This is a genomic window from Achromobacter veterisilvae, assembly GCF_037619525.1.
In the GTDB taxonomy this organism is placed as follows: Bacteria; Pseudomonadota; Gammaproteobacteria; order Burkholderiales; family Burkholderiaceae_B; genus Achromobacter; species Achromobacter veterisilvae.
In genome coordinates, this window is the sequence record NZ_CP148753.1 from 3,462,692 (window position 1) to 3,486,554 (window position 23,863).

The 23,863-nt window shown below is 69.9% G+C and carries 20 protein-coding genes and 1 pseudogene; 12 read left to right on the plus strand and 9 right to left on the minus strand.

What is annotated here, in order from left to right; translation table 11 throughout:
- Nucleotides 1-35: 35 nt before the first annotated feature.
- On the minus strand, nucleotides 36-1,301 hold the full coding sequence (locus WHX56_RS16120; RefSeq protein WP_338878352.1) for an MFS transporter: 1,266 nt from the start codon (nucleotides 1,299-1,301) through the stop codon (nucleotides 36-38).
- Nucleotides 1,302-1,412: 111 nt separating this feature from the next.
- Between WHX56_RS16120 and WHX56_RS16125 the strand changes: the two genes are divergently transcribed.
- The 4 genes and pseudogenes from WHX56_RS16125 to WHX56_RS16140 all read left to right on the plus strand — a co-directional run bounded on the left by WHX56_RS16125 (nucleotide 1,413) and on the right by WHX56_RS16140 (nucleotide 4,529).
- Complete coding sequence (locus WHX56_RS16125) at nucleotides 1,413-2,363, plus strand: LysR substrate-binding domain-containing protein (protein ID WP_129246453.1); 951 nt, start codon at nucleotides 1,413-1,415, stop codon at nucleotides 2,361-2,363.
- Entirely contained in the window at nucleotides 2,360-3,262 is a 903-nt protein-coding gene (locus WHX56_RS16130; RefSeq protein ID WP_338878353.1) for a LysR family transcriptional regulator, read from the plus strand. Before WHX56_RS16125 ends, WHX56_RS16130 begins: the two co-directional genes overlap by 4 nt.
- A gap of 107 nt (nucleotides 3,263-3,369) precedes the next feature.
- Nucleotides 3,370-3,519 (plus strand): annotated as a pseudogene (locus WHX56_RS16135) (glutathione S-transferase); the annotation flags it as partial.
- A 35-nt stretch (nucleotides 3,520-3,554) separates the two neighbouring features.
- Complete coding sequence (locus WHX56_RS16140) at nucleotides 3,555-4,529, plus strand: pyridoxamine 5'-phosphate oxidase family protein (protein WP_338878354.1); 975 nt, start codon at nucleotides 3,555-3,557, stop codon at nucleotides 4,527-4,529.
- Nucleotides 4,530-4,549: 20 nt separating this feature from the next.
- On the opposite strand, the gene WHX56_RS16145 is transcribed toward WHX56_RS16140, so the two are convergent.
- A complete protein-coding gene (locus WHX56_RS16145; protein ID WP_129246450.1) occupies nucleotides 4,550-5,002 on the minus strand; it encodes a winged helix-turn-helix transcriptional regulator in 453 nt (150 codons plus the stop codon).
- 113 nt (nucleotides 5,003-5,115) lie between these two features.
- Here WHX56_RS16145 and WHX56_RS16150 point away from each other — a divergent pair, with 113 nt between their 5' ends.
- Nucleotides 5,116-6,399 (plus strand): MFS transporter, encoded by a 1,284-nt coding sequence (locus tag WHX56_RS16150; protein WP_338878355.1) that lies wholly within the window; start codon nucleotides 5,116-5,118, stop codon nucleotides 6,397-6,399.
- 104 nt (nucleotides 6,400-6,503) lie between these two features.
- On the opposite strand, the gene WHX56_RS16155 is transcribed toward WHX56_RS16150, so the two are convergent.
- Together WHX56_RS16155 and WHX56_RS16160 are read right to left on the minus strand one after the other, a co-directional pair.
- Nucleotides 6,504-8,273, minus strand: a complete 1,770-nt coding sequence (locus WHX56_RS16155; RefSeq protein WP_338878356.1) for an acyl-CoA dehydrogenase — start codon at nucleotides 8,271-8,273, stop codon at nucleotides 6,504-6,506.
- 42 nt (nucleotides 8,274-8,315) lie between these two features.
- Complete coding sequence (locus WHX56_RS16160) at nucleotides 8,316-9,971, minus strand: acyl-CoA synthetase (protein WP_338878357.1); 1,656 nt, start codon at nucleotides 9,969-9,971, stop codon at nucleotides 8,316-8,318.
- A gap of 164 nt (nucleotides 9,972-10,135) precedes the next feature.
- Here WHX56_RS16160 and WHX56_RS16165 point away from each other — a divergent pair, with 164 nt between their 5' ends.
- A complete protein-coding gene (locus WHX56_RS16165) occupies nucleotides 10,136-10,846 on the plus strand; it encodes a Crp/Fnr family transcriptional regulator (RefSeq protein ID WP_129246442.1) in 711 nt (236 codons plus the stop codon).
- Between the two features lie 10 nt (nucleotides 10,847-10,856).
- Here the strand turns inward: WHX56_RS16165 and WHX56_RS16170 are convergent, their stop codons facing one another.
- Both WHX56_RS16170 and WHX56_RS16175 read right to left on the minus strand, forming a co-directional pair.
- Complete coding sequence (locus tag WHX56_RS16170; protein WP_129246440.1) at nucleotides 10,857-11,561, minus strand: aspartate/glutamate racemase family protein; 705 nt, start codon at nucleotides 11,559-11,561, stop codon at nucleotides 10,857-10,859.
- Nucleotides 11,558-12,016 carry a MarR family winged helix-turn-helix transcriptional regulator gene (locus WHX56_RS16175; protein ID WP_129246438.1) on the minus strand — a complete coding sequence of 153 codons (459 nt, stop codon included), beginning with the start codon at nucleotides 12,014-12,016 and terminating at the stop codon, nucleotides 11,558-11,560. Before WHX56_RS16175 ends, WHX56_RS16170 begins: the two co-directional genes overlap by 4 nt.
- A 226-nt stretch (nucleotides 12,017-12,242) precedes the next feature.
- On the opposite strand from WHX56_RS16175, the gene WHX56_RS16180 reads away from it, so the two are divergent.
- Nucleotides 12,243-14,528, plus strand: coding sequence for a nitric-oxide reductase large subunit (locus WHX56_RS16180; RefSeq protein WP_129246436.1), 2,286 nt, complete (start codon nucleotides 12,243-12,245; stop codon nucleotides 14,526-14,528).
- Between the two features lie 133 nt (nucleotides 14,529-14,661).
- On the plus strand, nucleotides 14,662-15,456 hold the full coding sequence (locus tag WHX56_RS16185) for a formylglycine-generating enzyme family protein (protein ID WP_129246434.1): 795 nt from the start codon (nucleotides 14,662-14,664) through the stop codon (nucleotides 15,454-15,456).
- A gap of 7 nt (nucleotides 15,457-15,463) precedes the next feature.
- Here WHX56_RS16185 and WHX56_RS16190 read toward each other — a convergent pair whose 3' ends face one another.
- Complete coding sequence (locus tag WHX56_RS16190; protein WP_287751962.1) at nucleotides 15,464-16,288, minus strand: Crp/Fnr family transcriptional regulator; 825 nt, start codon at nucleotides 16,286-16,288, stop codon at nucleotides 15,464-15,466.
- A 187-nt stretch (nucleotides 16,289-16,475) separates the two neighbouring features.
- Here WHX56_RS16190 and nirK point away from each other — a divergent pair, with 187 nt between their 5' ends.
- The 3 genes from nirK (at nucleotide 16,476) to aceE (ending at nucleotide 20,863) form a co-directional block, all read left to right on the plus strand.
- Complete coding sequence (gene nirK, locus WHX56_RS16195) at nucleotides 16,476-17,558, plus strand: copper-containing nitrite reductase (RefSeq protein ID WP_287751965.1); 1,083 nt, start codon at nucleotides 16,476-16,478, stop codon at nucleotides 17,556-17,558.
- Nucleotides 17,559-17,634: 76 nt separating this feature from the next.
- Complete coding sequence (locus WHX56_RS16200) at nucleotides 17,635-17,961, plus strand: c-type cytochrome (protein ID WP_129246428.1); 327 nt, start codon at nucleotides 17,635-17,637, stop codon at nucleotides 17,959-17,961.
- Between the two features lie 238 nt (nucleotides 17,962-18,199).
- A complete protein-coding gene (gene aceE / locus WHX56_RS16205; RefSeq protein WP_338878358.1) occupies nucleotides 18,200-20,863 on the plus strand; it encodes a pyruvate dehydrogenase (acetyl-transferring), homodimeric type in 2,664 nt (887 codons plus the stop codon).
- An 8-nt stretch (nucleotides 20,864-20,871) separates the two neighbouring features.
- Here the strand turns inward: aceE and WHX56_RS16210 are convergent, their stop codons facing one another.
- Nucleotides 20,872-21,495 carry a LysE family translocator gene (locus WHX56_RS16210; protein ID WP_129246424.1) on the minus strand — a complete coding sequence of 208 codons (624 nt, stop codon included), beginning with the start codon at nucleotides 21,493-21,495 and terminating at the stop codon, nucleotides 20,872-20,874.
- 168 nt (nucleotides 21,496-21,663) lie between these two features.
- On the opposite strand from WHX56_RS16210, the gene gorA reads away from it, so the two are divergent.
- Nucleotides 21,664-23,022: a glutathione-disulfide reductase gene (gene gorA / locus WHX56_RS16215; protein ID WP_338878359.1), complete on the plus strand. Its 1,359-nt coding sequence runs from the start codon at nucleotides 21,664-21,666 to the stop codon at nucleotides 23,020-23,022.
- Between the two features lies 1 nt (nucleotide 23,023).
- Here gorA and WHX56_RS16220 read toward each other — a convergent pair whose 3' ends face one another.
- Entirely contained in the window at nucleotides 23,024-23,845 is an 822-nt protein-coding gene (locus WHX56_RS16220) for a DUF72 domain-containing protein (RefSeq protein ID WP_129246420.1), read from the minus strand.
- Between the last annotated feature and the right edge of the window lie 18 nt (nucleotides 23,846-23,863).

Sequence of the window (23,863 nt, forward strand, 5' to 3'; positions counted from 1 at the left end):
GCCGCCGGCCAAGCGATGCCGCGCCATGCCGCCGTCTAGGGGCGGGCCAGCGGCCGGGGCAGCAGGGGCAGGGCGGCCAGCATGCAAAGCCCGGCCAGCGCCCAGGCCAGCGGCCAGGAGGTGGCCGCGACGAGGTGGGGCATCGCCGCCGGCGTGAGGAACAGCCCGGCATAGACGCAGCTATTGGCCATGCCCAGCGCGGTTCCTGCGCGCGCGGCGCCGGCCAGGGTGGCCAGTTCGGTATAGGCCACGCCGTGCCAGGCCGAGGCGCAGATGCCGGCGGCCGCCACCAGGATGGCCAGGAGCAGCGTTGCGCCGTCCGCGTCCGGCGTGGCGGCGCCGGCCGCCCACGCCGCGGCGCCCAGGGCCGCGAACAGCAAAAAGCTCAGCCAGACGCAGAAGCGCAGGTAGGCGCGCCGGTTGCCGCGGCGGTCGGTCCACCTGCCGCTGGCGACGCGCGCGGCCATGGCGCCCAGTTGCACCGCCACCATCACGCCGGTCATGGCGCCGATGCCGGCGCCGCTGAAATCGTGCAGGAACACCGTGGCGAAGCTCAGGACAGCGAACTGCGGGCAGCACAGCAGACCGATGGCCGCCGCGGCGCGCCAGACCCGGGCGTCGCGCAGCGGGCCGGGCGCGGCGCCGGCCTGCGCCGGCGCGGCGGCGGACTGGGCGGGCTCGCGCAGCCAGCAGGCGGTCAGCAGCGCGGCCGCGGCGGACATCAGGGCCAGCGCGCCGAACACCGCGCCGAAGCCGGCGCGGGCCGCCAGCCAGGGCAGCAGCAGCGCGCCCAGCCCGCCGCCCAGCGGCACCGCCGTCTGCCGGATGCTCATCGCCAGGCCGCGCTCGCCTTCATCGAACCACGCCATCACCGCGCGGCCGCTGGCGCCGTTGACGCTGCCGCCCAGCATGCCGACCAGCACCAGTCCCAGCGCCAGCAGTCCCAGGCCGGGCGCGGCGCCGGCGGCGGGCGCCGCGTACCCGCTCATCCAGGCCAGCGCGGCGGCCGTGGCGCCCAGGCCGGCCAGCAGCACCGGGCGGTCGCCCCAGCGGTCGGCCAGCATGCCCCACGGAAGCTCGAACAGCGCGACGCCCAGCCCCAGCAGGCCCAGCGCCAATCCCAATTGGCCGTTGTCCAGCCGGTAGTCCGCGCGCATGAACACCGCGGTGGCGGGCAGGCCCGCCGCCGCGGCGGAAAAGGCGGCGTTCGCGGCAACGCCCACGGCCAGCACCTTCCAGCGGTGGGCGGGGCGGTCGAGCGCGGCCGAAGGGGGCAGCGCGGGGGAGGAGGACAGGGACATGCGGGGCTCCTGGGGCCGGAAGAGGATTGACGGGGCCCAGTGTGCGCTTCTAACATCATTCCGAAAATCGGTAATTTATGTATGTATGGTTTTGAAAAACAGGATGATTGAATGAGGCCAGCAACGTTCGATCTCGAGGTGCTGCGCAGCTTTGTCGCGGGTGTCGACCTGGGCAGCTACGGCCGGGCGGCCGACCGGCTGGGCCGTTCCACTTCCGCCGTCAGCGCCCAGTTGAAAAAGCTCGAAGAGCAGGCGGGGGTGCCGCTGCTGCGCAAGGCGGGGCGCGGCCTGGCCCTGACCGACGCCGGCGAGACCATGCTGGCCTACGCGCGGCGCCTGCTCGAACTGAACGACCAGGCCTCGCGGGCCGTGCGCGGCGCGCAATTGCAGGGCAAGGTGCGGCTCGGCATGCAGGAGGACTTCGGCGAGATGCTGCTGCCCCAGGTGCTGGGCCGGTTCGCGCGGACGCATCCCCGGGTGAAGATCGAGGCCCGGGTCGCCCGCAACGCCGATCTGCTGGACCGCATTGCCGTGGGCCAGCTCGACATCGCGCTCGCCTGGGACCACGGCGCGCGCCTGCCGCATGCGCGGCGGCTGGCGGAACTGGCCATGTGCTGGATCGGGCCCGCGGATCCGGCGCCCGCGCTGGACGCGGATGGGGTGCTGCCGCTGGCCGCGTTCGAAGCGCCGTGCCTGTTCCGCAGCGGCGCGACCGAGGCCCTGGACCGCGCCGGCATCGCCTGGTCGCCGGCCTTCACCAGCCCCAGCCTCGCGGGCCTGTGGGCGGCGGTGTCGGCCGGGCTGGGGCTGGCCGTGCGCACGCCCTTGGGGCTGCCCGCCACGGTGCGCGCGATGGCGCCCGGCGAACAGGGCTTGCCGGGGCTGCCCACGATTGTCCTGTCGCTCTACCGGGGCAGCGCGCAACTGGACCCGGTGCCGGCCGCGCTGGAGGAGATCCTGCGGCAATGCGTCGGCGACAGCCTTGCCGCCTTGAAGGCGGCGCCGGGAGGGCAAGCGGCGGGCAGGCGCGCGGCCGCCCTTGCGGGAGTCCGCGAACCATGAACCGATTCCATGAAATGACCGTGTTCCTGGCGGTGGCCGAGGCGCAGAGCTTCGCCGCCGCCGCCCGGCGCCTGGAAATGTCGGCGCCCACCGTCACGCGCAGCGTGGCGGCGCTGGAGCGCCGGCTGGGCGCCTTGCTGCTCGTGCGCACCACCCGAAGCCTGCGCCTGACCGAGGCCGGCCAGCGCTATGCCGCCGACTGCCGCCGCATCCTGGAGGAAGTGGAGCAGGCCGACGACGCCGCGGCCGGCGCGATGGCCGCCCCGCGCGGCGCGCTCAGCATCACCGCGCCCGCGCTCTTCGGCGAACTGCACGTCATGCCCGCTGTGCTGGGATACCTGCGCGCGCACCGCGAAGTGTCGGTGCGCACGCTGCTGGTGGACCGCGTGGTGAACCTGCTGGACGAAGGCATCGACGTGGCCGTGCGCATCGGCGCCTTGCCCGATTCCACCCTGACGGCCGTGCCGGTGGGCCAGGTGCGCCGCGTCGTGTGCGCCGCGCCCGCCTTCCTGAGCCAGCACGGCGTGCCCGAGAACCCGGACGCCTTGCAGCGCTACTGCACGATCACCGCGGCGATGGAAGGGCGCGGGCCGCAATGGCGCTTCCAGCAGGACGGCGAACCCAGGCGCGTGAGGGTGGATTCGCAACTGACGGTGACCTCCTTCCAGGCCGCGGTGCTGGCGGCGTGCGAGGGCTGGGGCCTGACGCAGGTGGTGTCCTACCAGGTGGCGCGGCACCTGGCCAGCGGCGCCTTGCAGATGGTGCTGCGCGACTTCGAACTGCCGCCGCTGCCCGTGCACGTGGTGTATCCGGAAGGCCGCAAGAGTTCGGCCAAGGTGCGCAGCTTCGTCGAATTCTGCGTCGAGGCCCTGCGCCGCGATCTGGCCGCGCTGCCTTAAGGCCGCTTTCTTTCACGGGGCGCAAGAGTGTCTTGCCGCGGCTGGCCGTTCACTTGCGGCCGGCGCCGGTCCAAGATGAGGCCTGCCTCCCTCTTGGAAGAAACCCCATGCCTACCGCCCAGCCTTCGACCCTGACGTTCTACAGTTTTCCGCTGTCCGGCCATGCGCATCGCGTGGCGCTCATGCTGTCCCTGCTGGACGTGCCGCACCGGAAGGTGGACGTGGACCTGCGCGGAGGCGAGCACAAGCGTCCCGCCTGATGGCGGCCGCCTCGGCCGCAAGGAGCGCAATCATGCCGACCACCGGAACAATCATCGACGCGCCGTCGCCCTGGCATGCGGGCGAAACCCTGCTGCAGCGGCACGCGGGCGTCGCCGAACGCATGGAACAGGCCGGGCGCAAGGTCATCCGCGACTACATGCCGGACCAGCACCGCGAATTCTTCGCGCAACTGCCGTTCCTGGTGGTGGGCGCGGTGGACGCGCAGGGCGATCCCTGGGCCGGCGTGCTGGAAGGGCAGCCCGGCTTCGCGGCGTCGCCCGATCCCCGCGTCCTGCGCGTGGCCGCCATGCCCGATGCCGACGATCCCGTGCTTGCGGGCCTGGGGCCGGACCGGCCGGTGGGTCTGCTGGGAATCGAGTTGCACACGCGCCGGCGCAACCGCGTGAACGGCCGCGTCTCGGCCTGGGACGGCAAGCGCTTCGAGGTGGCCGTGGCGCAATCCTTCGGCAATTGCCCGAAGTACATCCAGTCGCGGGATTTCCATTTTTCCCGCTCGCCCGCCCTGCGCTTCGCCGGCGCGCCGCAAGAGCGCGACGGGCTGGACGATGCCGCTCGCGAGCTGATTGCGCGGTCCGATACCCTGTTCGTCGCGAGCTACGCGGACGCCGGCTCGCGCGCCGTCGACGTGTCGCACCGGGGAGGCAGGCCCGGCTTCGTCCGGGTGGACGGCAACGTGCTGACCATTCCCGATTTTTCGGGCAACCGTTTTTTCAACACGCTGGGCAATATGGTGCTCAACCCGCGCGCGGGACTGCTCTTCATCGACTTCGAGCGCGGCGGCGTGCTTCAGCTTTCGGGACGCGCGGAAGTGATCCTGGACAGCCCCGAGATCGCGCAGTTCGAGGGCGCCGAGCGGCTGTGGCGGGTGCATGCGCGCCGCGTGGCGTTCCGGCCGGGCGCGCTGGCCTTGCGCTGGCGCTTCGACGCCTATTCGCCGGCATCGCTGGCGACCGGGCAATGGCCAGGCCAGGGCCCGTCGGCATAGGAAGGCGCCTCGCGCGGCCCCTAGGCCGCCGCCGTCTTCTGCACGACGGTGTCCTCCGGACCGATCGGGCGGCCGTCCTGCGCGCGCACTTCCAGCCGGCGCACGGGCTGGCCGCGCTTGCGGTCGATCAGCGTGGAATGGGGTTCGGCCGAGGCGTAGTAATGGTCTTCGCCCCATTGGCGCAGGCCGACGATCACCGGGAAGAGCGCCCGGCCCTTGTCCGTCAGCACGTACTCCTGGTAGGCGCTGCCGTCGGAAGCGGGAGCCACGGCCAGGATGCCGTGCGCCACCAGCGTGCGCAGCCGGTCGCTGAGGATGTTCTTGGCCACGCCCAGGCTTTTCTGGAATTCCCCGAAACGCCGCAGTCCGTCGAAGGCGTCGCGCACGATCAGCAGCGACCACCAATCGCCGATCGCATCCAGCGAGCGCGCCACCGGACAGGCGGCGCCTTCAAGGCTTGTGCGTTTAACCATGTCGGGTCCTTGCGGTAGGGAGGTCAACGACGAAAAGCGGATTTTTCGGTTGCATTATAAAACCGTAAAACCTAGTATTCTGGTTTTTTAATGAAACCAAATAGGAGGCCGTCGTGCCTGCCCCGTCCGACCTTTCCGTTCCCGGGCCCGGCGCCCGCACGCCCCGTTCGCTGATCCTGCTGCTGGCGGTCGCCTGCGCCCTGAGCGTGGCCAATGTGTATTACGCGCAGCCCTTGCTGGACGCCATCGGCCGCGAGTTCGGCATGGCCGAGGCGGCGGTGGGCATCGTCGTGACGGCCACTCAGCTAGGCTGTGCGCTGGCGCTGCTGTTCGTGGTGCCGCTGGGCGACCTGCTGGACCGCCGCCGCCTGATGATCGGGCAACTGGCGCTGCTGGTCCTGGCGCTGGCCGCCGTCGCGCTGTCGGCGAACGCGCCCTGGCTGCTGGTGGGCATGGTCGCGCTGGGCCTGCTGGGAACGGCCATGACGCAGGGCCTGCTTGCCCTGTCCGCGGCGCTGGCCGCGCCCGGCGAGCGCGGCCGCGTGGTCGGGGCGGCGCAGGGCGGCGTGGTGATCGGCCTGTTGCTGGCGCGCGTGCTGGCCGGCGCGGTGGCGGACGCGTGGGGCTGGCGCGCGGTGTACCTCGTGTCGGCGGCGCTGGCGGCCGCGCTCGCGGCGGTGCTGGCCCGCCGTTTGCCGCGACGCCGCCTGCCCACGGCCGACCTGGGCTATTGGGCACTGCTGCGCTCGCTCTATGCCTTGCTCGCGACCGAACGCGTCCTGCGCGTGCGCGGCACGATCGCCTTGTTGATGTTCGCCGCGTTCAGCGCGTTCTGGACCGCGCTGGTGCTGCCGTTGAGCGCGCCGCCCCATTCGTTGACGCACACCGCGGTGGGATCGTTCGGACTGGTGGGCGTGGCGGGGGTGCTGATGGCCGCGCGCGCTGGCCGGCTGGCCGACCGCGGGCACGGCGAACGCACGACCGCCGCGGGCCTGGCGCTGCTGTGCCTGTCCTGGGTGCCGATCGCCTTCCTGGAGCAGAGCCTGTGGGCGCTGGCGCTGGGCGTGCTGATCCTGGACGTCGCCTTGCAGGCCCTGCACGTCACCAACCAGACGATGGTCTTCGGTATCAGCGCGCAGGCGCATAGCCGCCTGGTGGGCGGCTACATGATGTTCTATGCCGTGGGCAGCGGCCTGGGGTCGATCGCGTCGACGGCGGCCTACGCGCAGGCCGGCTGGCTGGGGGTGTGCGCGCTGGGCGCGGGCATCAGCGTGGCGGCGCTGCTGTTCTGGGCGGCGACGCTGCCGCGCGATTGCCGGGTGGGATGGGTAAAGCGCGAGATAACTCGCGCAAAAACCCAACTGCCCAACGCGCGCCACCCATGCGGCCGTGGGTAGATTGTTTTCCGGCCTGCACAGGGGCACCGTCTGCACACGGCCGCATGGGTGGCGCGCGTTGGAGAGCCTGGTTCTTGCTTAAGGACTCTCGCGCTTTACCCATCCTACGGCTGTACCGCGTAGTCCTTCGCGCCCAGCACCACGGCCGCCAGGCCGGGCGCCTGGCTCAGCTTGTGCAGCGCGTAGCACTGCACGGTGGCGATCTTGGCGTCGTGGAATCCGGGGTCTTCGTCCCGGTGCGCCAGGCTGGCCAGCAGCGCCCGGGCCATCTGCCATCCGGCCAGCGTGGTGCCCGCCAGCAGCAGATAGGGCACGGCGGCGCCGAAGACCGCGTTGGGGTGGCTGGCGGCGTTGGCCAGGACGAAATCGACGGCGTCGGACAGGGCCGCGCTGGCCCGGCGCAGGGGCGCAAGCACGAGGCCGGCGGCGGGCGCCGCGCTGGCCTCCAGCGCCGCTTCGGTCCGGCGGACTTCCGCCAGCAGGGCGCGCGCGACCGCGCCGCCGTCGCGCAGGGTCTTGCGGCCGACGAAGTCATTGGCCTGGATGGCGGTGGTGCCTTCGTAGATGGTGAGGATGCGGGCGTCGCGGTAGTACTGCGCGGCGCCCGTTTCTTCGATGAAGCCCATGCCGCCGTGCACCTGCACGCCCAGGCTGGCGACGTCGATCGACGTCTCGGTGCACCAGCCCTTGACGATGGGCACCAGGAATTCCTGGACGGCCAGGTGGCGCTTGCGGGCCTCGGCGTCGGGGCTGGCGTGGGCCAGGTCGGCATGGCCGGCGGTGAAGTAGGCCAGCGCGCGGCCGGCCTCGGTCAGCGCGCGCATGGTGCCCAGCATGCGGCGCACGTCCGGGTGCTGGATGATGGGCACGGCATCGCGCGACGAGCCGTCCACCGGGCGGCTCTGCACGCGTTCGGCGGCATAGGCCAGCGCATGCTGGTAGGCGCGGTCGGCAACGGCGATGCCCTGCACGCCCACGGCGTAGCGGGCGGCGTTCATCATGATGAACATGGCGTCCAGGCCGCGGTTTTCCTGGCCGACCAGGTATCCCAGCGCGCCGCCGGCGTCGCCGAACTGCAGCGTGGCGGTGGGGCTGGCCTTGATGCCCAGCTTGTGTTCGATCGACACGCATTGGACATCGTTGCGGGCGCCCAGCGTGCCGTCTTCATTGACCAGGAACTTGGGCACCAGGAAAAGCGAAATGCCCTTGACGCCCTCGGGCGCGTCGGGCAGGCGGGCGAGCACCAGGTGGATGATGTTCTCGGCCAGATCGTGTTCGCCGTAGGTGATGAAGATCTTGGTGCCGGAGATCCGGTAGGCGCCGTCGCCCGCGGGTTGCGCGCGCGAGCGGATCATGGCCAGGTCGGACCCCGCCTGGGGTTCGGTCAGGTTCATGGTGCCGGTCCAGCGGCCCTCGATCATGGGGCCGATGTAGCGTTTCCGCAGCTCGGGCGAGCCCGCGGTCATCAGCGCTTCGATCGCGCCGTTGGTCAAGAGCGGACACAGCGCGAACGACAGGTTGGCGGCGTTCAGCATCTCGGAGCAGGGCGAGCCGATCAGGCCGGGCAGGCCCTGGCCGCCATATTCGACGGAATGCGTCATGCCCTGCCAGCCGGCTTCGGCGTAGAGGCGGAAGGCCTGCTTGAAGCCGGGCGCGGTGGCGACCGCGCCGTCGCGCCAGCCGCCGGGTTCGCGGTCGGCGGGGTGGTTCAGCGGGGCCAGCACGTCGGCGGCGTAGCGGGCGGATTCTTCCAGCACGGCCCGGGCGGTGTCGGGCGTGGCCTCCTCGAAACCGGGCAGGGCGGCCACTTCCGGCAGGCCGGCCAGATGGTTCAACACGAACAGCATGTCTTTCACGGGGGCTTGGTACGTCATTGCGTCGGAGCTCCTGGAGGGGTTGGGGCGCGGGCCGGGGAATCAGGCTTTCTTGCCGGGGCCGGCCACGTCGATGGCCGTGGTCGCGCCCACGGCGGCGCGCAGTTCGAATTTCTGGATCTTGCCGGTGGAGGTCTTGGGCAGTTCGCCGAAGCGCACCGCGCGGGGCACCTTGAAGCCCGGCAGCAGGAGCTTGCAGTGCGCGATGATCTCTTCGGCGGTGGCGGCGCAGCCCGGCTTCAGCTCGACGAAGGCGCAGGGCGTCTCGCCCCACTTGGGGTCGGGCATGGCCACCACGGCCACCGCCGCCACGGCCGGGTGGCGGTAGAGCGCGTCTTCCACTTCGATGCTGGAGATGTTCTCGCCGCCGGAGATGATGATGTCCTTGCTGCGGTCCTTGATGCGGACGTAGCCGTCGGCCGTCATCACGCCGAGGTCGCCGGTGTGGAACCAGCCGCCCGCGAAGGCCGAGTCGGTGGCGCGCTCGTTCTTCAGATAGCCTTTCATGCAGATGTTGCCGCGGAACATGACCTCGCCCACGGTCTGCTCGTCGGCCGGTACTTGTTCCATGGTGTCCGGGTCGCGCACCGACACGCCGGCCTGCAGGTGGTAGCGCACGCCCTGGCGCGCCGTCAGCAGCGCGCGTTCCTCGTCTTCCAGCGCGTCCCAGGCGTCCTGGCGCGCGCAGACGGCGGCGGGGCCGTAGACTTCGGTCAGGCCGTAGACGTGGGTCAGTTCGAAGCCGATGTCGCGCATCTTGGCAATGACCGCCGGCGCCGGCGCCGCGCCCGCCACCATGGTGCGCACGGTGTGCGCGATGCCGTCGCGCATCTCGGCCGGCGCGTTGGCCAGCGCGCTCTGCACGATGGGCGCGCCGCAATAGTGGGTGACGCCTTCGCCGCGGATCAGGTCGAACACGGTCTTGGGGTCGAACTTGCGCAGGCACACGTTCACGCCCGCGCGCGCCGCGACGGTCCAGGCGAAGCACCAGCCGTTGCAGTGGAACAGCGGCAGGGTCCAGAGATAGACCGGATGCTTGGGCATGTCCCATTCGAGGATGTTGCTGACCGCGTTCAGGTACGCGCCGCGGTAGTGGTAGACCACGCCCTTGGGGTCGCCGGTGGTGCCGGACGTGTAGTTCAGCGCGATGGCGTCCCACTCGTCGGCGGGCGGCTGCCAGTCGTAGCGGGCGGGGGCGGCGGCCAGGAACGCTTCGTAGTCGACGGCGCCGGGCAGCGTGGCGGGCGCCGTGTCGAGGTCGTGCACCGAGATGATTTTCAGGTGGGGGAATTCGGCCCGGGCGCGCTGGGCGACCTCGGCGTATTCCGTGTCCACGATCAGCGCGCGCGCCTCGCCGTGGCCCAGCATGAACAGCACGCTGGGGGTGTCCAGCCGCGTGTTCAGGGTGTTCAGTACCGCGCCCAGCATCGGCACGCCGAAGTGGGCTTCGACCATGGCGGGGATGTTGGGCAGCATCACGGCGACGGTATCGCCGCGCCGGATGCCGGCCTGTTCCAGCGCGCCGGCCAGCCGCTGCGCGCGCTCGTAGGTCTGGGCCCAGTTGCGGCGCACCTCGCCATGGACCACGGCCAGGCGCTGGCCGTAGACTTCGGCGGCGCGGGCGATGAAGTCCACGGGCGTCAGGGGGGTGTAATTGGCCTCGCGGCGCGCAAGGCCTTGCTCGAACATGCCGCTCATTGCTGTCTCCTGCGGGGCGCGTGGCGCGCTCCCTGTTTCTTTGTGCGGGAAGGGCGATTCCCGGCGCTTGCGCTAGCGTATCGCCAGCCGGAAAATGCAGTCTGTCATCTACATGACAGACTGCCGGCGGGCCATCGCATTCCCTGTTTTACACGGTTCTTTCCATGTCCGACGTTTCAAACATTGTTTCCGCCGACGAGCTGGCCGGGCTGTTCCGCGCCCGCGCCTGGTTCGGCGCCCTGGAGGCCTCGCACCAGGACCTGGTGCTGGCCACGTCGCGCGCCGAGCGCGTGGACAGCGGCGCCTGGATCGCGCGGCGCAACGCGCCGTCGGACTACTGGCTGGGCGTGCACACGGGCCTGCTGAAGCTGGCCATCTACAACGAATCGGGCCGTAGCTGCACGTTCTCGGGCGTGCCGCCGGGCGGCTGGTTCGGCGAGGGCAGCGTCATCAAGCGCGAATTGCGCAAGTACGACGTGGTGGCGATCCAGCCCTCCCTCGTGATGCTGGTGCCGGCCGCCACTTTCCATGCGCTGCTCGCGGCCAGCCTGCCGTTTTCGCATTTCGTCATCGGCCAGTTGAACGACCGCATGGGCGAGTTCATCGCGTCCATCCAGAACCACCGCCTGCTGGACGCGGACGCGCGGGTGGCGCAATCGCTGGCGCAGCTCTTCAACCCGCGGCTGTATCCGTCCACCGACCTGACGCTGGCGATTTCGCAGGAAGAACTGGGCTACCTGACGGGCCTGTCGCGCCAGCGGGTCAACCAGGCGCTGCAGGCCCTGGCCGACCAGGGCATCCTGGCGCTGGCCTACAACCAGATCAAGGTCCTGGACCTGGACCGCCTGCGGCAATACGGGCTGGACCAGATCTGAGGGCGCCGGTTCAGGCGGGCCGCAGGGCGCGGTCCAGCGCCGCGCGCGCCAGGATGCGGGTGGAGTCCAGGGTGGGCAGCGCGGAATTGCCGTCGTCCAGCACCAGCGGCAATTCGGTGCAGCCCAGCACCGCGGCGTCGCAGCCGGCGTCGCGCAGGCGTTCGATGACGCCTTGCAGCCGCGCCACCGAATCGGGCTTGAAGACGCCGTACACCAGTTCGTCCATGATGATGCGGGCCAGTTCGTCCCGGTCGTCCGGCGGCGGACGCAGCCACTGCAACCCATGTTCGCCCAGCTTGCCGGGATAGACCTCGCTGTCCACCAGCCAGCGCGTGCCCAGGATGCCGATGCGGCGGTAGCCGCGGGCCGCTGCCTCGGCGGCGACCTCCCCGGCGATATGCAGCCAGGGCAGCGGCGAGCGCGGCAGCACAGGGTCCAGCGCCTGGTGGATGGTGTTGTCCGGGCAGATCAGGAAGTCCGCGCCGGCGCGCGCCAGCTTGTCCGCCGAGGACAGCATCAGCGCCCCGACGCCGGCCAGGTCGCCGCGGTCCAGGCAGGCCACGTAGTCCGCCAGCGAGTGCGTATGCAGCGAAATCTCCGGATGGGCGTGCGGCCCCATGCGCCGCGCGCCCTCGGCGCACAGGCTGCGGTAGCAGAGCGCCGCGCCCTCGGCCGAGCAGGCGACGATGCCGATGTGCAACGCGGCGGGGCTCATTCCGCGGACTCCTGGTTCAGGGCGCGGACATGGCGGGCGATGAGGCGGAAGCTCTCCGCCATGGCGGCCTGCTGCGCTGGAGGCAGTTGCGACAGGAACAGCTCGTCGACGGCGGGCCCGTAGACCTTCCACATTTCCCGCCGCAGCGCGCGCCCCTTGGGCGTGAGCCGGGCGTAGGCGGCGCGCCGGTCTTCGTCGGACCGGTAGCGTTCGACCAGGCCGTCGGCCTCGAGGCGGTCCATCAGGCGCGTCAGGTTGTAGCGCGCGATCACCATGCGTTCGGCGATTTCATACATGCGCGCGGTGCCTTCCGGCGCCCGTTCCAGCGCCCACAGCGCGTCGTACCACGCCAGCGGCGGCAGGCCGGCGGCCGACAGTCGCTTTTCGATTTCCTCCGCCACCAGCGCATGCGCGGTGAGGAAGAGACTCCACGCATCCGGCTTGCCCGTGGCCATGCGGTCGGCTCCTTGAAAAGGGGGGAATGCAGGGGGGATTGTAAGTGCGCCGCGCCCGGCGTTTGCGGTCAAAAAAACCCTGGGAGAGTGATTTATACCCTCCCGTGTTGCGGTAAAAAAAACCCTGGATTGTGCAATGCATTGATTCAAATGGAATTTTTTCTGGCACGAAATTCGCATAGGGAAACGTACCCCACTAACCGCAACACTGGAGGGCGTTCCCATCATGGGTCCGTATCGGAAATTATGGTTCACGCTGATCGCCGTGGTGGCGATCACGTTCGCATTGCTGGGTTTCTACGGCGGCGAAGTCTATCGGCAGGCCCCGCCGATTCCCGGCCAGGTCGTGACGGCCGACGGCGCCCGCCTGTTCGGCCGCGATGACATCCTGGACGGCCAGACCGCCTGGCAGTCGGTCGGCGGCATGCAGTTGGGATCGATCTGGGGACACGGCGCGTACCAGGCGCCGGACTGGACGGCCGACTGGCTGCATCGCGAACTGACGGCCTGGCTGGACCTTGCCGCGCGCGACGCGCACGGCAAGGATTACGCGCAACTGGCCGCGCCCGAGCAGGCCGCGCTGCGCGAGGCCTTGAAGGCCGAGTACCGCGCCAACCGCAACGACGCCGCGACCGACACGCTGACGGTCAGCCCGCGCCGCGCGCGCGCGATGGCGCAGACCGCCGCCTACTATGACCAGTTGTTCTCCGACGCGCCGGCCCTGCATGGCAGCCGCGAGAGCTTCGCCATGAAGGAAAACACCCTGCCCGACGCCGCGCGCCGCACGCAGCTTACGCATTTCTTCTTCTGGACGGCCTGGGCGGCGGCGACCGAGCGCGAGGGCATGCCGGTCACCTACACCAACAACTGGCCGCACGAACCGCTGATCGGCAATACGCCCAGCGCCGAAAACGTCATGTGGTCCATCATCAGCGTGGTGGTGCTGCTGGCGGGCATCGGCCTGCTGGTATGGGCCTGGGCCTTCCTGCGCGGCAAGGAGGAAGACGAGCCCGAGGCGCCCGCGAAGGATCCCCTGACCGCGTTCGCGCTGACGCCGTCGCAGCGGGCGCTGGGCAAGTACCTGTTCCTGGTCGTCGCGCTGTTCGGGTTCCAGGTGCTGCTGGGCGGCTTCACCGCGCACTACACGGTCGAGGGCCAGAAGTTCTACGGCATCGACGTGTCGCAGTGGTTCCCGTATTCGCTGGTTCGCACCTGGCACATCCAGAGCGCGCTGTTCTGGATCGCCACCGGCTTCCTGGCGGCGGGCCTGTTCCTGGCGCCGCTGATCAACGGCGGGCGCGACCCGAAGTTCCAGAAGGTGGGCGTCGACATCCTGTTCTGGGCGCTGGTGCTGGTGGTGGTCGGATCGTTCGTCGGCAACTACCTGGCCATCGCGCAGATCATGCCGCCGAACCTGAACTTCTGGCTGGGCCACCAGGGCTATGAATACGTGGACCTGGGCCGCCTGTGGCAGATCGGCAAGTTCGCCGGCATCTGCTTCTGGCTCGTGCTGATGCTGCGCGGCATCGTTCCGGCGCTGCGCAAGCCGGGCGGGGACAAGAACCTGCTGGCGCTCCTGACGGCGTCGGTCGGCGCGATCGGGCTGTTCTACGGCGCCGGCTTCTTCTACGGCGAACGCACGCACCTGACGGTGATGGAATACTGGCGCTGGTGGATCGTGCACCTGTGGGTCGAGGGCTTCTTCGAGGTCTTCGCCACCACCGCGCTGGCCTTCATCTTCTCGACGCTGGGCCTGGTGTCGCGGCGCATGGCCACCACCGCCAGCCTGGCGTCGGCCTCGCTGTTCATGCTGGGCGGCATTCCGGGCACTTTCCACCACCTGTACTTCGCGGGCACCACCACGCCGGTGATGGCGGTGGGCGCGAGCTTCTCGGCGCTGGAAGTGGTGCCGCTGATCGTGCTGGGCTACGAGGCCTGGGAAAACTGGCGCCTGAAGTCGCGCGCCGCGTGGATGAACGATCTGAAGTGGCCGCTGATGTGCTTCGTGGCCGTGGCGTTCTGGAACATGCTGGGCGCGGGCGTCTTCGGTTTCATGATCAACCCGCCCATTTCGCTGTACTACATCCAGGGCCTGAACACCACGCCGGTCCACGCGCACGCGGCCCTGTTCGGCGTGTACGGATTCCTGGCGCTGGGCTTCACGCTGCTGGTGCTGCGCTACATCCGTCCTCAGTACGCGCTCAGCCCCGGCCTGATGAAGCTGGCGTTCTGGGGGCTGAACCTGGGCCTGGCGCTGATGATGTTCACCAGCCTGCTGCCCATCGGCCTGATCCAGTTCCACGCCAGCGTGAGCGAAGGCATGTGGTACGCCCGCAGCGAAGCCTTCATGCAGCAGGACATCCTGCGGACCCTGCGCTGGGGCCGCACGTTCGGCGACGTGGTCTTCCTGCTGGGCGCGCTGTCGATGGTGCTGCAGGTGATCCTGGGCCTGCTCAGCGGCAAGCCCGCCACCAGCGAACCGAGCCTGCAGGCCCGTCCCGCCCGCGGCTGAGGCCCCGGCTGACCGCGGGCGCGCGCCCCGTCCCTTCCTCCTTGCGCCAGCGCAAAGAGGACGGGAGCGGCGGCCGGTCCAATGGAGGCAGGTCCCGGGGCGCTCCGCCCCGGGCGCAACCGGAGTCCGATCCGTGCGCTGCCTGCCGATCGCCGCGTTTCTTTCGTTGTTGACCGCTTGCGGGCCCGCCGGACGGGCCCCTGCGTCTTTGCCCGAGGTGCTGCGGCTGCCGGCGGGCGAGGTCTCCTACCAGCCTCCGGGCGAGACGCTGCGCGCCGGCTATCCGGTGACGCCGGCTCCGCTGACCGCGCGCTATCCGCGCGGGCTGTCCATCATGAAGCGCCAGGTCAGCCAGGCGGACTACGCGGCCTGCGTGCTTGCGGGCGGCTGCAAGCCGCTGGACGCGGCGCAACGGCAGGCCGCCGCGCGCGACCTGCCCGCGGTGGGCATCAGTTGGACCGACGCGTCGGCGTATGCCGACTGGCTGTCCGCGCGCACCGGGCGGCGCTGGCGTTTGCCCACCTATCCGGAATGGGTCTACGCCGCCGGCTCGGCCTATCGCGAGGAACTCCGGCTGCCCGACGGCGACGATCCCGCCCAGCGCTGGCTGGCCGAATACGACGCGCAGAGCCGGCGCCAGCAGGAGGACGTCGAGGTGCGTCCGTTCGGCGCGTTCGGCGTCAACGACCTGGGCCTGATGGACATGGCGGGCAGCGTCTGGGACTGGACCAGCGACTGCCACGCGCGGCGCATTCTGGACGCGCCGGGCGAGGACGCGGACGCGGGCCGCAACTGCGGCATCCGCGTCGCGGCGGGGCGGCACATCGCCTATCTGCCGGACTTCATCCGCGATCCCAAGGGCGGGGCGTGTTCGGTCGGGATCCCGCCCGCCAATCTGGGCTTCCGGCTGGTGCTGGAAGAGGATTAGGGCCGGTTCACGCCGAGGGCGTCTCGCACAGGCCTGAAACGGGCGCCTGGAGCCGGCTTTGCGCGGGGCCGGGCTGCGCCATCCTGGCCGGCCCGCCGTCGATACAGGAGGCGCACCCGGAACAATCCTGCGCCGCCTGGGCGTCTCCGGACACGCGGGCCAGGGCGGCGGGCGAGCGCAGCACGATGCGCTTGCGGCTGCTGTCGACGATGCCGCGCTGCCGCCAGTCGCTGAGCAGGCGGCTTACGGTGTGCAGCGTGGTGCCGGTCATTTCGGCGATGTCCTGGCGCGTGATGGGAAAACCGATGCCGATGCCGCCGGCCGTCGGCTGCCCCGAGCTTTCGATCAGGCGCAGGATCGTGCGCGCCACGCGCTGTTCCACTTCGTCGGTGGACAGCTCCTGGATGCGCAGGTGCGCGTCCTGCAGGCGCTGGCCCATGGTTTGCAGCGCCATGGCGCTCAATTGCGGATGGTTGCCGACGAAACGCTCCCAGAGGGCGTCCGGCCAGGCCAGGCACACGCTTTCCAGCACGGCCTGCACCGTGGCGGGGTAGCGCGACTGGCGCATCGCGCGGGCCAGGCCGAACATGTCGCCCGGATTGACGTAGCGCACGACGACTTGCTCGCCGTCGGCGGTAAGCTGCGCCACTTTCAGGCTGCCGCTGAGCAGCACGAAGAAGTGCGAGGCCACCGCGCCCTGGCGGTAGGCGGTGGCGCCGGCGACCAGCCGGCAGGGCTGCGCGCCGCGCAGCGCGGACTTCAACTGCGCGTCAGACAAGGGCCTGAAGAGTTCCAGGTTGCGCAACAGCGCATGGCACAGAGGCGACGGCATGGCAGTCCTAAAAGACGGAGGGATCTCTACGCCCCCATGGTGACACCGCCGCTCCGCGGTGACAATGCGCGCGGCGGGCGGGCCTGTGCTGGAGTTTGCGCTACAGCAAAGAGCGGCGTCGCCGCTGGTTCTCCAATAGGGCTGCCGACATTCACGGCGATTGAAGAACCCGAATAAGGAGCTGGATATGAACGCATTACGGCCCACCTTGCTTGCCGCCGCGCTGGCTTTCACGATGGCCGCGGGCGCCGCGTTTGCGCAGGACGCGGACAAGCTGCCGCACACCAAGGTCACGCTGGTCGCCCCGCCCATGGTCCACCCGCACGAGCAGGTCGTGAAGTCGGGCCCGAAGGTCGTCGAATTCACCATGACCATCGAAGAAAAGAAGATGGTCATCGACGACAAGGGGACCACCCTGCAGGCCATGACGTTCAACGGCTCGATGCCCGGCCCCACGCTGGTGGTGCACGAGGGCGACTACGTCCAGTTGACGCTGGTCAACCCCGCCACCAACGCCATGCCGCACAACGTGGACTTCCATGGGGCCACGGGCGCGCTGGGCGGCGCCAAGCTGACCAACGTCAACCCCGGCGAGCAGGCCACGCTGCGCTTCAAGGCGGACCGCAGCGGCACCTTCGTCTACCACTGCGCGCCGGAGGGCATGGTGCCCTGGCACGTGGTGTCGGGCATGAGCGGCACGCTGATGGTGCTGCCGCGCGACGGCCTCAAGGACCCGCAGGGCAAGCCCTTGCACTATGACCGCGCCTACACGATCGGCGAGTTCGACCTCTACATCCCCAAGGACGAGAACGGCAAGTACAAGGACTACCCGACGCTCGCGGAAAGCTATGGCGATACGGTGAAGGTGATGCGCACGCTCACGCCCACGCACATCGTGTTCAACGGCAAGGTGGGCGCGCTGACCGGCGCCAATGCCCTGACGGCGAAGGTCGGGGAGACCGTGCTGCTGATCCATTCGCAGGCCAACCGCGATACGCGCCCGCACCTGATCGGCGGCCACGGCGACTGGGTCTGGGAAACCGGCAAGTTCGCCAATCCGCCGCTGAAGAACCTGGAAACCTGGTTCATCCGCGGCGGCTCCGCGGGCGCCGCGCTCTACACCTTCAAGCAGCCGGGCGTGTACGCGTACCTGAACCACAACCTGATCGAAGCCTTCGAGCTGGGCGCGGCCGGGCACATCAAGGTCGAGGGCAAGTGGAACGACGACCTGATGAAGCAGATCAAGGCGCCGGGCCCGATACCGCGCTGACTCCCGGGGCCGGGCGAGCGCAGGCCCAGCGCCCGCCCCGCGCCCTTGCCGCGACACTTTCCGACGGAACTTTTCCATGTCCAACTTTCATCGATTCGCGCTTGCGGCGGCCCTGGCGGGCCTGTCCGTCCCATGGGCGCAGGCGGAAACGCTGGCCGCCGTCAATCCGGCCGGCGAAAAACTCTACCAGTCCGCCTGTGTGGTGTGCCACGCCAGCGGAGTGGCCAATGCGCCCAAGCTGGGCGACAAGCAGGCCTGGTCGCCGTTCATCGCGCAAGGCGCCGATGCGCTGATGGTCACCGTGCTCAAGGGCAAGGGCGCCATGCCGCCGCGCGGCGGATCCTCCGCCGACGAGGCCACGCTCCGCGCCGCGGTGGAATTCATGATGAGCGCGGCGAGATAGGGTCGATGGGCGGAGACGTCTCGCTCGCGCAGGTGTCTGACACCCGTACGAGACGGCGGTACAGATGGACGCGACGTTCCCGGGTGTCAGACACCCCCCCACGGAACAGTTGCACTTGCAATTACCCGCAATCCTCCATACGATTGCAATTGCACATGATGCAATTGCAATTCACGATGCGAAATGACGGCGGCCGTCCCTGGCGGGATGCCGTCCTCGCGCCCACAAGGAGGACGCCATGCAAACCCCTATCGACCCCGCCGACGCCGACCCGCAGGAAACCCGGGAATGGCTGGAAGCCATGCAGGCCGTGCTGGCCTATGAAGGACGGCCGCGCGCGCATTACCTGCTGGACCGGCTGATCGACCAGGACCGCGCCGGCCACGGCGGCTATGCGGCGCCGACGGCGACGCCCTACGTCAACACCATCGGATTGCCGGAGCAGGGGGCTTTTCCGGGAGACGTGGGCATCGAACTGCGGCTGGACGCCTATCTGCGCTGGAACGCCATGGCCATGGTGCTGCGGGCGGGCAAGACCTCGGGCGTGGGCGGGCATATCGCCACCTACGCCTCGGCCACGACGCTGTACGAAACCGGGTACCGGCATTTCTTCCGCGCCGCCACGCCCGGCTTCCTGGGCGACATGCTCTACATCCAGGGACATTCCGCGCCCGGCATCTATGCGCGCGCCTACCTGGAAGGGCGCGTTTCGGAGGCCGAGCTGGACCGCTTCCGGCGCGAGACGGGCGGGGGCGGGCTGCCGTCCTATCCGCATCCGCGCACGATGCCGTCGTTCTGGCAGTTCCCCACGGTGTCGATGGGGCTGGGCCCGCTGATGGCGGCCTACCAGGCGCGCTACACGCGCTATCTCGAAGACCGCGGGCTGATTCCCGCGCAGGGGCGCAAGGTGTGGGGCTTCCTGGGCGACGGCGAACAGGACCAGCCCGAGACGCTGGCGGCGGTGGCGATGGCCGGCCGTGAAAAGCTGGACAACCTGATCTTCGTGGTGAACTGCAATCTACAGCGCCTGGACGGCCCGGTGCGCGGCAACGCCAAGATCATCCAGGAACTGGAAAGCGTGTATCGGGGCGCCGGCTGGAACGTCATCAAGGTGATCTGGGGGGACGGCTGGGACGCGCTGCTGGCCCAGGACCGCGACGGCCGCCTGCGCCGCCGCATGATGCAGTGCGTGGACGGGGAATACCAGGTGTTCAAGGCGCGCGGCGGCGCGTACGTGCGCGAGCATTTCTTCGGCGCCGATCCGGAGCTGCTGGCGCGCGTGGCGCACCTGAGCGACGACGAAATCGGCGCGCTGAACCGCGGCGGGCACGATCCCGCCAAGGTCTACGCGGCCTACGCGGCGGCGGTGGCGCACGAGGGCCGGCCCACCGTGATCCTGGCCAAGACGGTCAAGGGCTACGGCATGGGGGCGGCGGGCGAGGCGGCCAATACCAACCACCAGCAGAAGAAGATGGCGGACCCGGCCGTGCGCGCGTTCCGCGACCGCTTTTCGATCCCCGTGCCCGACGGGGAACTGGAGCGCATTCCCTATATCAAGCCGGCGCCGGGCAGCGCCGAGCAGGCCTACTTCGACGCCGCGATCGCCCGCGCGGGCGGCCACCTGCCCAGGCGGCTGCCCGGCCCGGGCCCCCTTGCCACGCCGCCGCTGGAAGCGTTCGCCGCGCACTTGAAGGGCAGCGGCGGCCGCGAGTTCTCGACCACCATGGCGTTCGTGCGCGTGCTGGCCCAACTGCTGAAGGATCCGGACATCGGCCGGCGGGTGGTGCCCATCGTGCCGGACGAGTCGCGCACCTTCGGCATGGACGGCATGTTCCGGCAGGTGGGCATCTATTCGCACGTGGGCCAGCTCTACACGCCGCAGGACGCCGACCAGCTCAGCGTCTACCGCGAAGACCGCGAGGGGCAGATCCTGCAGGAAGGGATCAACGAGTCGGGCGCCATGTCGTCCTGGATCGCCGCGGCCACCGCCCACAGCACGCATGGCGTGGCCACGATTCCGTTCTACATCTTCTATTCCATGTTCGGCTTCCAGCGCGTGGGCGACCTGGCGTGGGCGGCCGGCGACATCCGGGCGCGCGGCTTCCTGCTGGGCGCGACGTCGGGGCGGACCACGCTGGAGGGCGAGGGCCTGCAGCACGACGACGGCCACAGCCATGTGCTGGCCTCCGTCATCCCCTCGTGCGTGGCCTACGACCCGGCCTATGCCTACGAGGTCGCCGTGATCGTGCAGGACGGCATGCGCCGCATGTACCAGGAGGAAGAGGACGTTTTCTACTACCTGACGCTGATCAACGAAAAGACGGCGCATCCGCCGATGCCCGAGGGGGCGCAAGCCGGCATCGTGCGCGGCATGTACCGCCTGCGCGAGGGCGCGGCTGGCGCGGCGCGGGTGCAGTTGCTGGGCAGCGGAGCCATCCTGGGCGAAACGCTGGCGGCGGCGGATCTGCTGCAACGGGATTTCGGCGTGGCGGCCGACGTCTGGAGCGTGACCAGCTATTCGGAATTGCGCCGCGACGGCCAGGAGGCGGAGCGCTGGAGCCGGCTGCACCCGCTGGAGGACAGGCGGCGCGGCTATGCGGAAACCGTCCTGGCCGATAGCGCCGGGCCGGTGGTGGCCGCCACCGACTATATGAAGACGGTGGCCGAACAGATGCGCCCGTTCATGGCGGGCCGCCGCTACACGGCGCTGGGCACCGACGGTTTCGGCCGGTCGGACACGCGGCAGGCGCTGCGCGCCTTCTTCGAGGTGGACCGCCGCCATATCGCGCTGGCGGCGCTGAAGGCGCTGGCGGACGACGGACTGATCCCGCGCGAGCGGGCGGCCGAGGCCATCGTCCGCTACGGCATCGACCCCGAGACCGAGTCCGCGGCGCTGCCGTAGCGGCCGTTCTAGGCGCGGCGCGCCAGCAGCGCCCAGACCCCGGCGGCGGACAGCAGGGCGCCGCCGCCGAGGTTGAAGCCTCGCTGCGCCCGGGGCGAAGCCAGCAGGCGGCGGGCGGATCCGGCGAACACCGCATAGGCGGTGGCGTTGATGCCGGCGCAGGCGACGAAGGTGGCCGACAGCGTCCAGAGCTGGCGCGTCACGTCGCCGGCGGGGTCGATGAATTGCGGCAGGAAGGCCACGAAGAAGATGATGCCCTTGGGGTTCAGCGCGGTCACCAGATAGGTATTGGCGAACAGCTTCCAGCGCGACCCCGCCGCGCCGGCCCGGGGCAGCGGAGCGGGCGAGACGCCGGCGCGCAGCAGCTTGAAGCCCAGGTACAGCAGGTACAGGCCGCCCGCCGTCTTGACGACGGTGAACCAGAACGCCGACGCCGCCAGCAGGGCGCCCAGGCCCAGCAGCGACAGCGCCAGCGCGGTGGAATCGCCCAGCGCCACGGCAAGCACCAGCGGCAGCCGGGCGCGCTTGCCGTGGGTGAGGGAATAGCTGATGACCGTGAGGATCGTGGGACCGGGCAGCATCACGAGCAGGACGGACGCGCCCAGGAAGGCCAGCCAGGTTTCAAGCGACATGGGTTCGGCTCCAGGGGGGATGGCGGCGCGGCGCCGGCCAGCGGCCCACTGTATCGCAATCGCGGCCGCCTGGATACGGCGCCCGGCCGGACGGGCGCGCCGGGTAGTGTTAAATACAGCTTTCCCGGACAGTGAACGCGGCCCCCGTGGCGCCGCGAAGGAAACATCATGGCATTTGATTTCGATTTGTTTGTGATCGGCGCGGGCTCCGGCGGCGTGCGCGCGGCGCGCTTCGCGGCGGGCTTCGGCGCGCGCGTGGCCGTGGCGGAAAGCCGCTACCTGGGCGGCACCTGCGTCAACGTCGGCTGCGTGCCCAAGAAGCTGCTGGTCTACGGCGCGCACTACAGCGAGGACTTCGAACAGGCGAGCGGTTTCGGCTGGAACGCCGGGCAGCCCACGTTCGACTGGCCCGCGCTGATCGCCAACAAGAACCGCGAAATCGAGCGCCTGAACGGCATCTACCGCAACCTGCTGGTCAACAGCGGCGTGACGCTGATGGAAGGGCATGCCCGCATCCAGGACCCGCACACGGTCGAAATCAACGGCAAGGCCTACAGCGCCGCCCATATCCTGGTGGCGACGGGCGGCTGGCCCCAGGTGCCCGACATTCCGGGCAAGGAACACGCCATCACCTCGAACGAGGCCTTCTTCCTGAAGGAACTGCCCCGCCGCGTGCTGGTGGTGGGCGGCGGCTATATCGCGGTGGAATTCGCCTCGATCTTCAACGGCATGGGCGCGCAGACCACCCAGGCCTACCGCGGCCCGCTGTTCCTGCGCGGCTTCGACCAGGGCGTGCGCGAGCACCTGCGCGACGAGCTGGTGAAAAAAGGCATAGACCTGCGCTTCGACACGGACGTGGCCCGCATCGACAAGCGGGCCGACGGCACCCTGGCCGCCACCTTCAAGGACGGTTCGGTCATCGAGACCGATTGTGTGTTCTACGCCACCGGCCGCCGTCCCATGCTGGACAACCTGGGCCTGGAGAACACGGCGGTCAAGTTCAAGAAGGATGGTTTCATCGAGGTGGACGACGAATACCGCACGGCCGAGCCCTCCATCCTGGCCATCGGCGACGTGATCGGGCGGGTGCCGCTGACGCCGGTGGCGCTGGCCGAAGGCATGGCGGTCGCGCGCCGCCTGTTCCGCCCCGAGGAATACCGCAAGGTGGACTACAAGCTGATTCCGACCGCCGTGTTCAGCCTGCCGAACATCGGCACGGTCGGCATGACGACGGAAGAGGCGCGCGAAGCCGGCCATGAGGTCAAGCTCTTCGAAAGCCGCTTCCGCCCCATGAAGCTGACCCTGACCGAGTCGCAGGAAAAGACGCTGATGAAGTTGATCGTCGACGCCCGGACCGACCGCGTGCTGGGCGTGCACATGGTGGGCCCGGATGCCGGCGAGATCGTGCAGGGCATCGCGATCGCCTTGAAGGCGGGCGCCACCAAGCAGGTGTTCGACGACACCATCGGCATCCATCCCACGGCCGCCGAGGAGTTCGTGACCCTGCGCACGCCCGTCGCGCAGTAGGCTACAGGCGCTGGATCAGGGCGCGCGCCGCCGCCGGCGCGCGTTCCTTGGCGCCGTTGATGAAAAAGGCATAGACGTCGCGGGGCCGGGCCGCGGCGGCGGCCGGAGCGCCGACTCGCGGCAGGTCCGCCGGGTCGGCCCCGCGCGCCCAGCCGCGCAGGCGCCCGGCCCAGGCGTCCAGCGCCTTGGGCGCGTAGCCCGCCTTGAAGGCGGCGCTGGCGCGCATCAGCCGCGCATACACGAAGTCGGCCGTGCGGTCGGCGATCGACGGAAAATCCTCGCTGTCCGTGAACACGGTGGCGGCGCGGTGGCGGCGGGCCAGCCGCAGATATTCTTCGCAGGCGAAGCTGGGATGGCGCACGTCCAGCACGTGGCGCAGCGGCAGCCCGTCCACCTGTTCCGGCAGCAGTTCCAGGAAGGCCTCGAAGTCCTCGGGGTGGAAGACCTTGGCGGGGGCGAACTGCCAGACGATGGGGCCCAGCTTGGGGCCCAGCTCGGCGATGCCGCCGTGCACGAACCGGTCGACCGAGTCCTTCGCGCCCGCCAGTTCCCGGCGGTTGGTCGCGTAGCGCGACGCCTTCAGGGAAAACAGGAACCCTTCCGGTGTTTCGTCGCGCCACTTGGCGAACGTGGCCGGCTTCTGGGTGCTGTAGTACGTGCCGTTGATTTCGATGGCGGTGAGCTGGCGGCTGGCATATTCCAGTTCCCGCGCCTGGGGCAGGCTCTTGGGGTAGAAGGTGCCGCGCCAGGGGGCGTAGGTCCACCCCCCGATGCCCACCCGGATGGCGGCGCCGTCTTCCGGGGACGGTTGGGGATGCTGCATGTCGGGATCCTCCCTGCA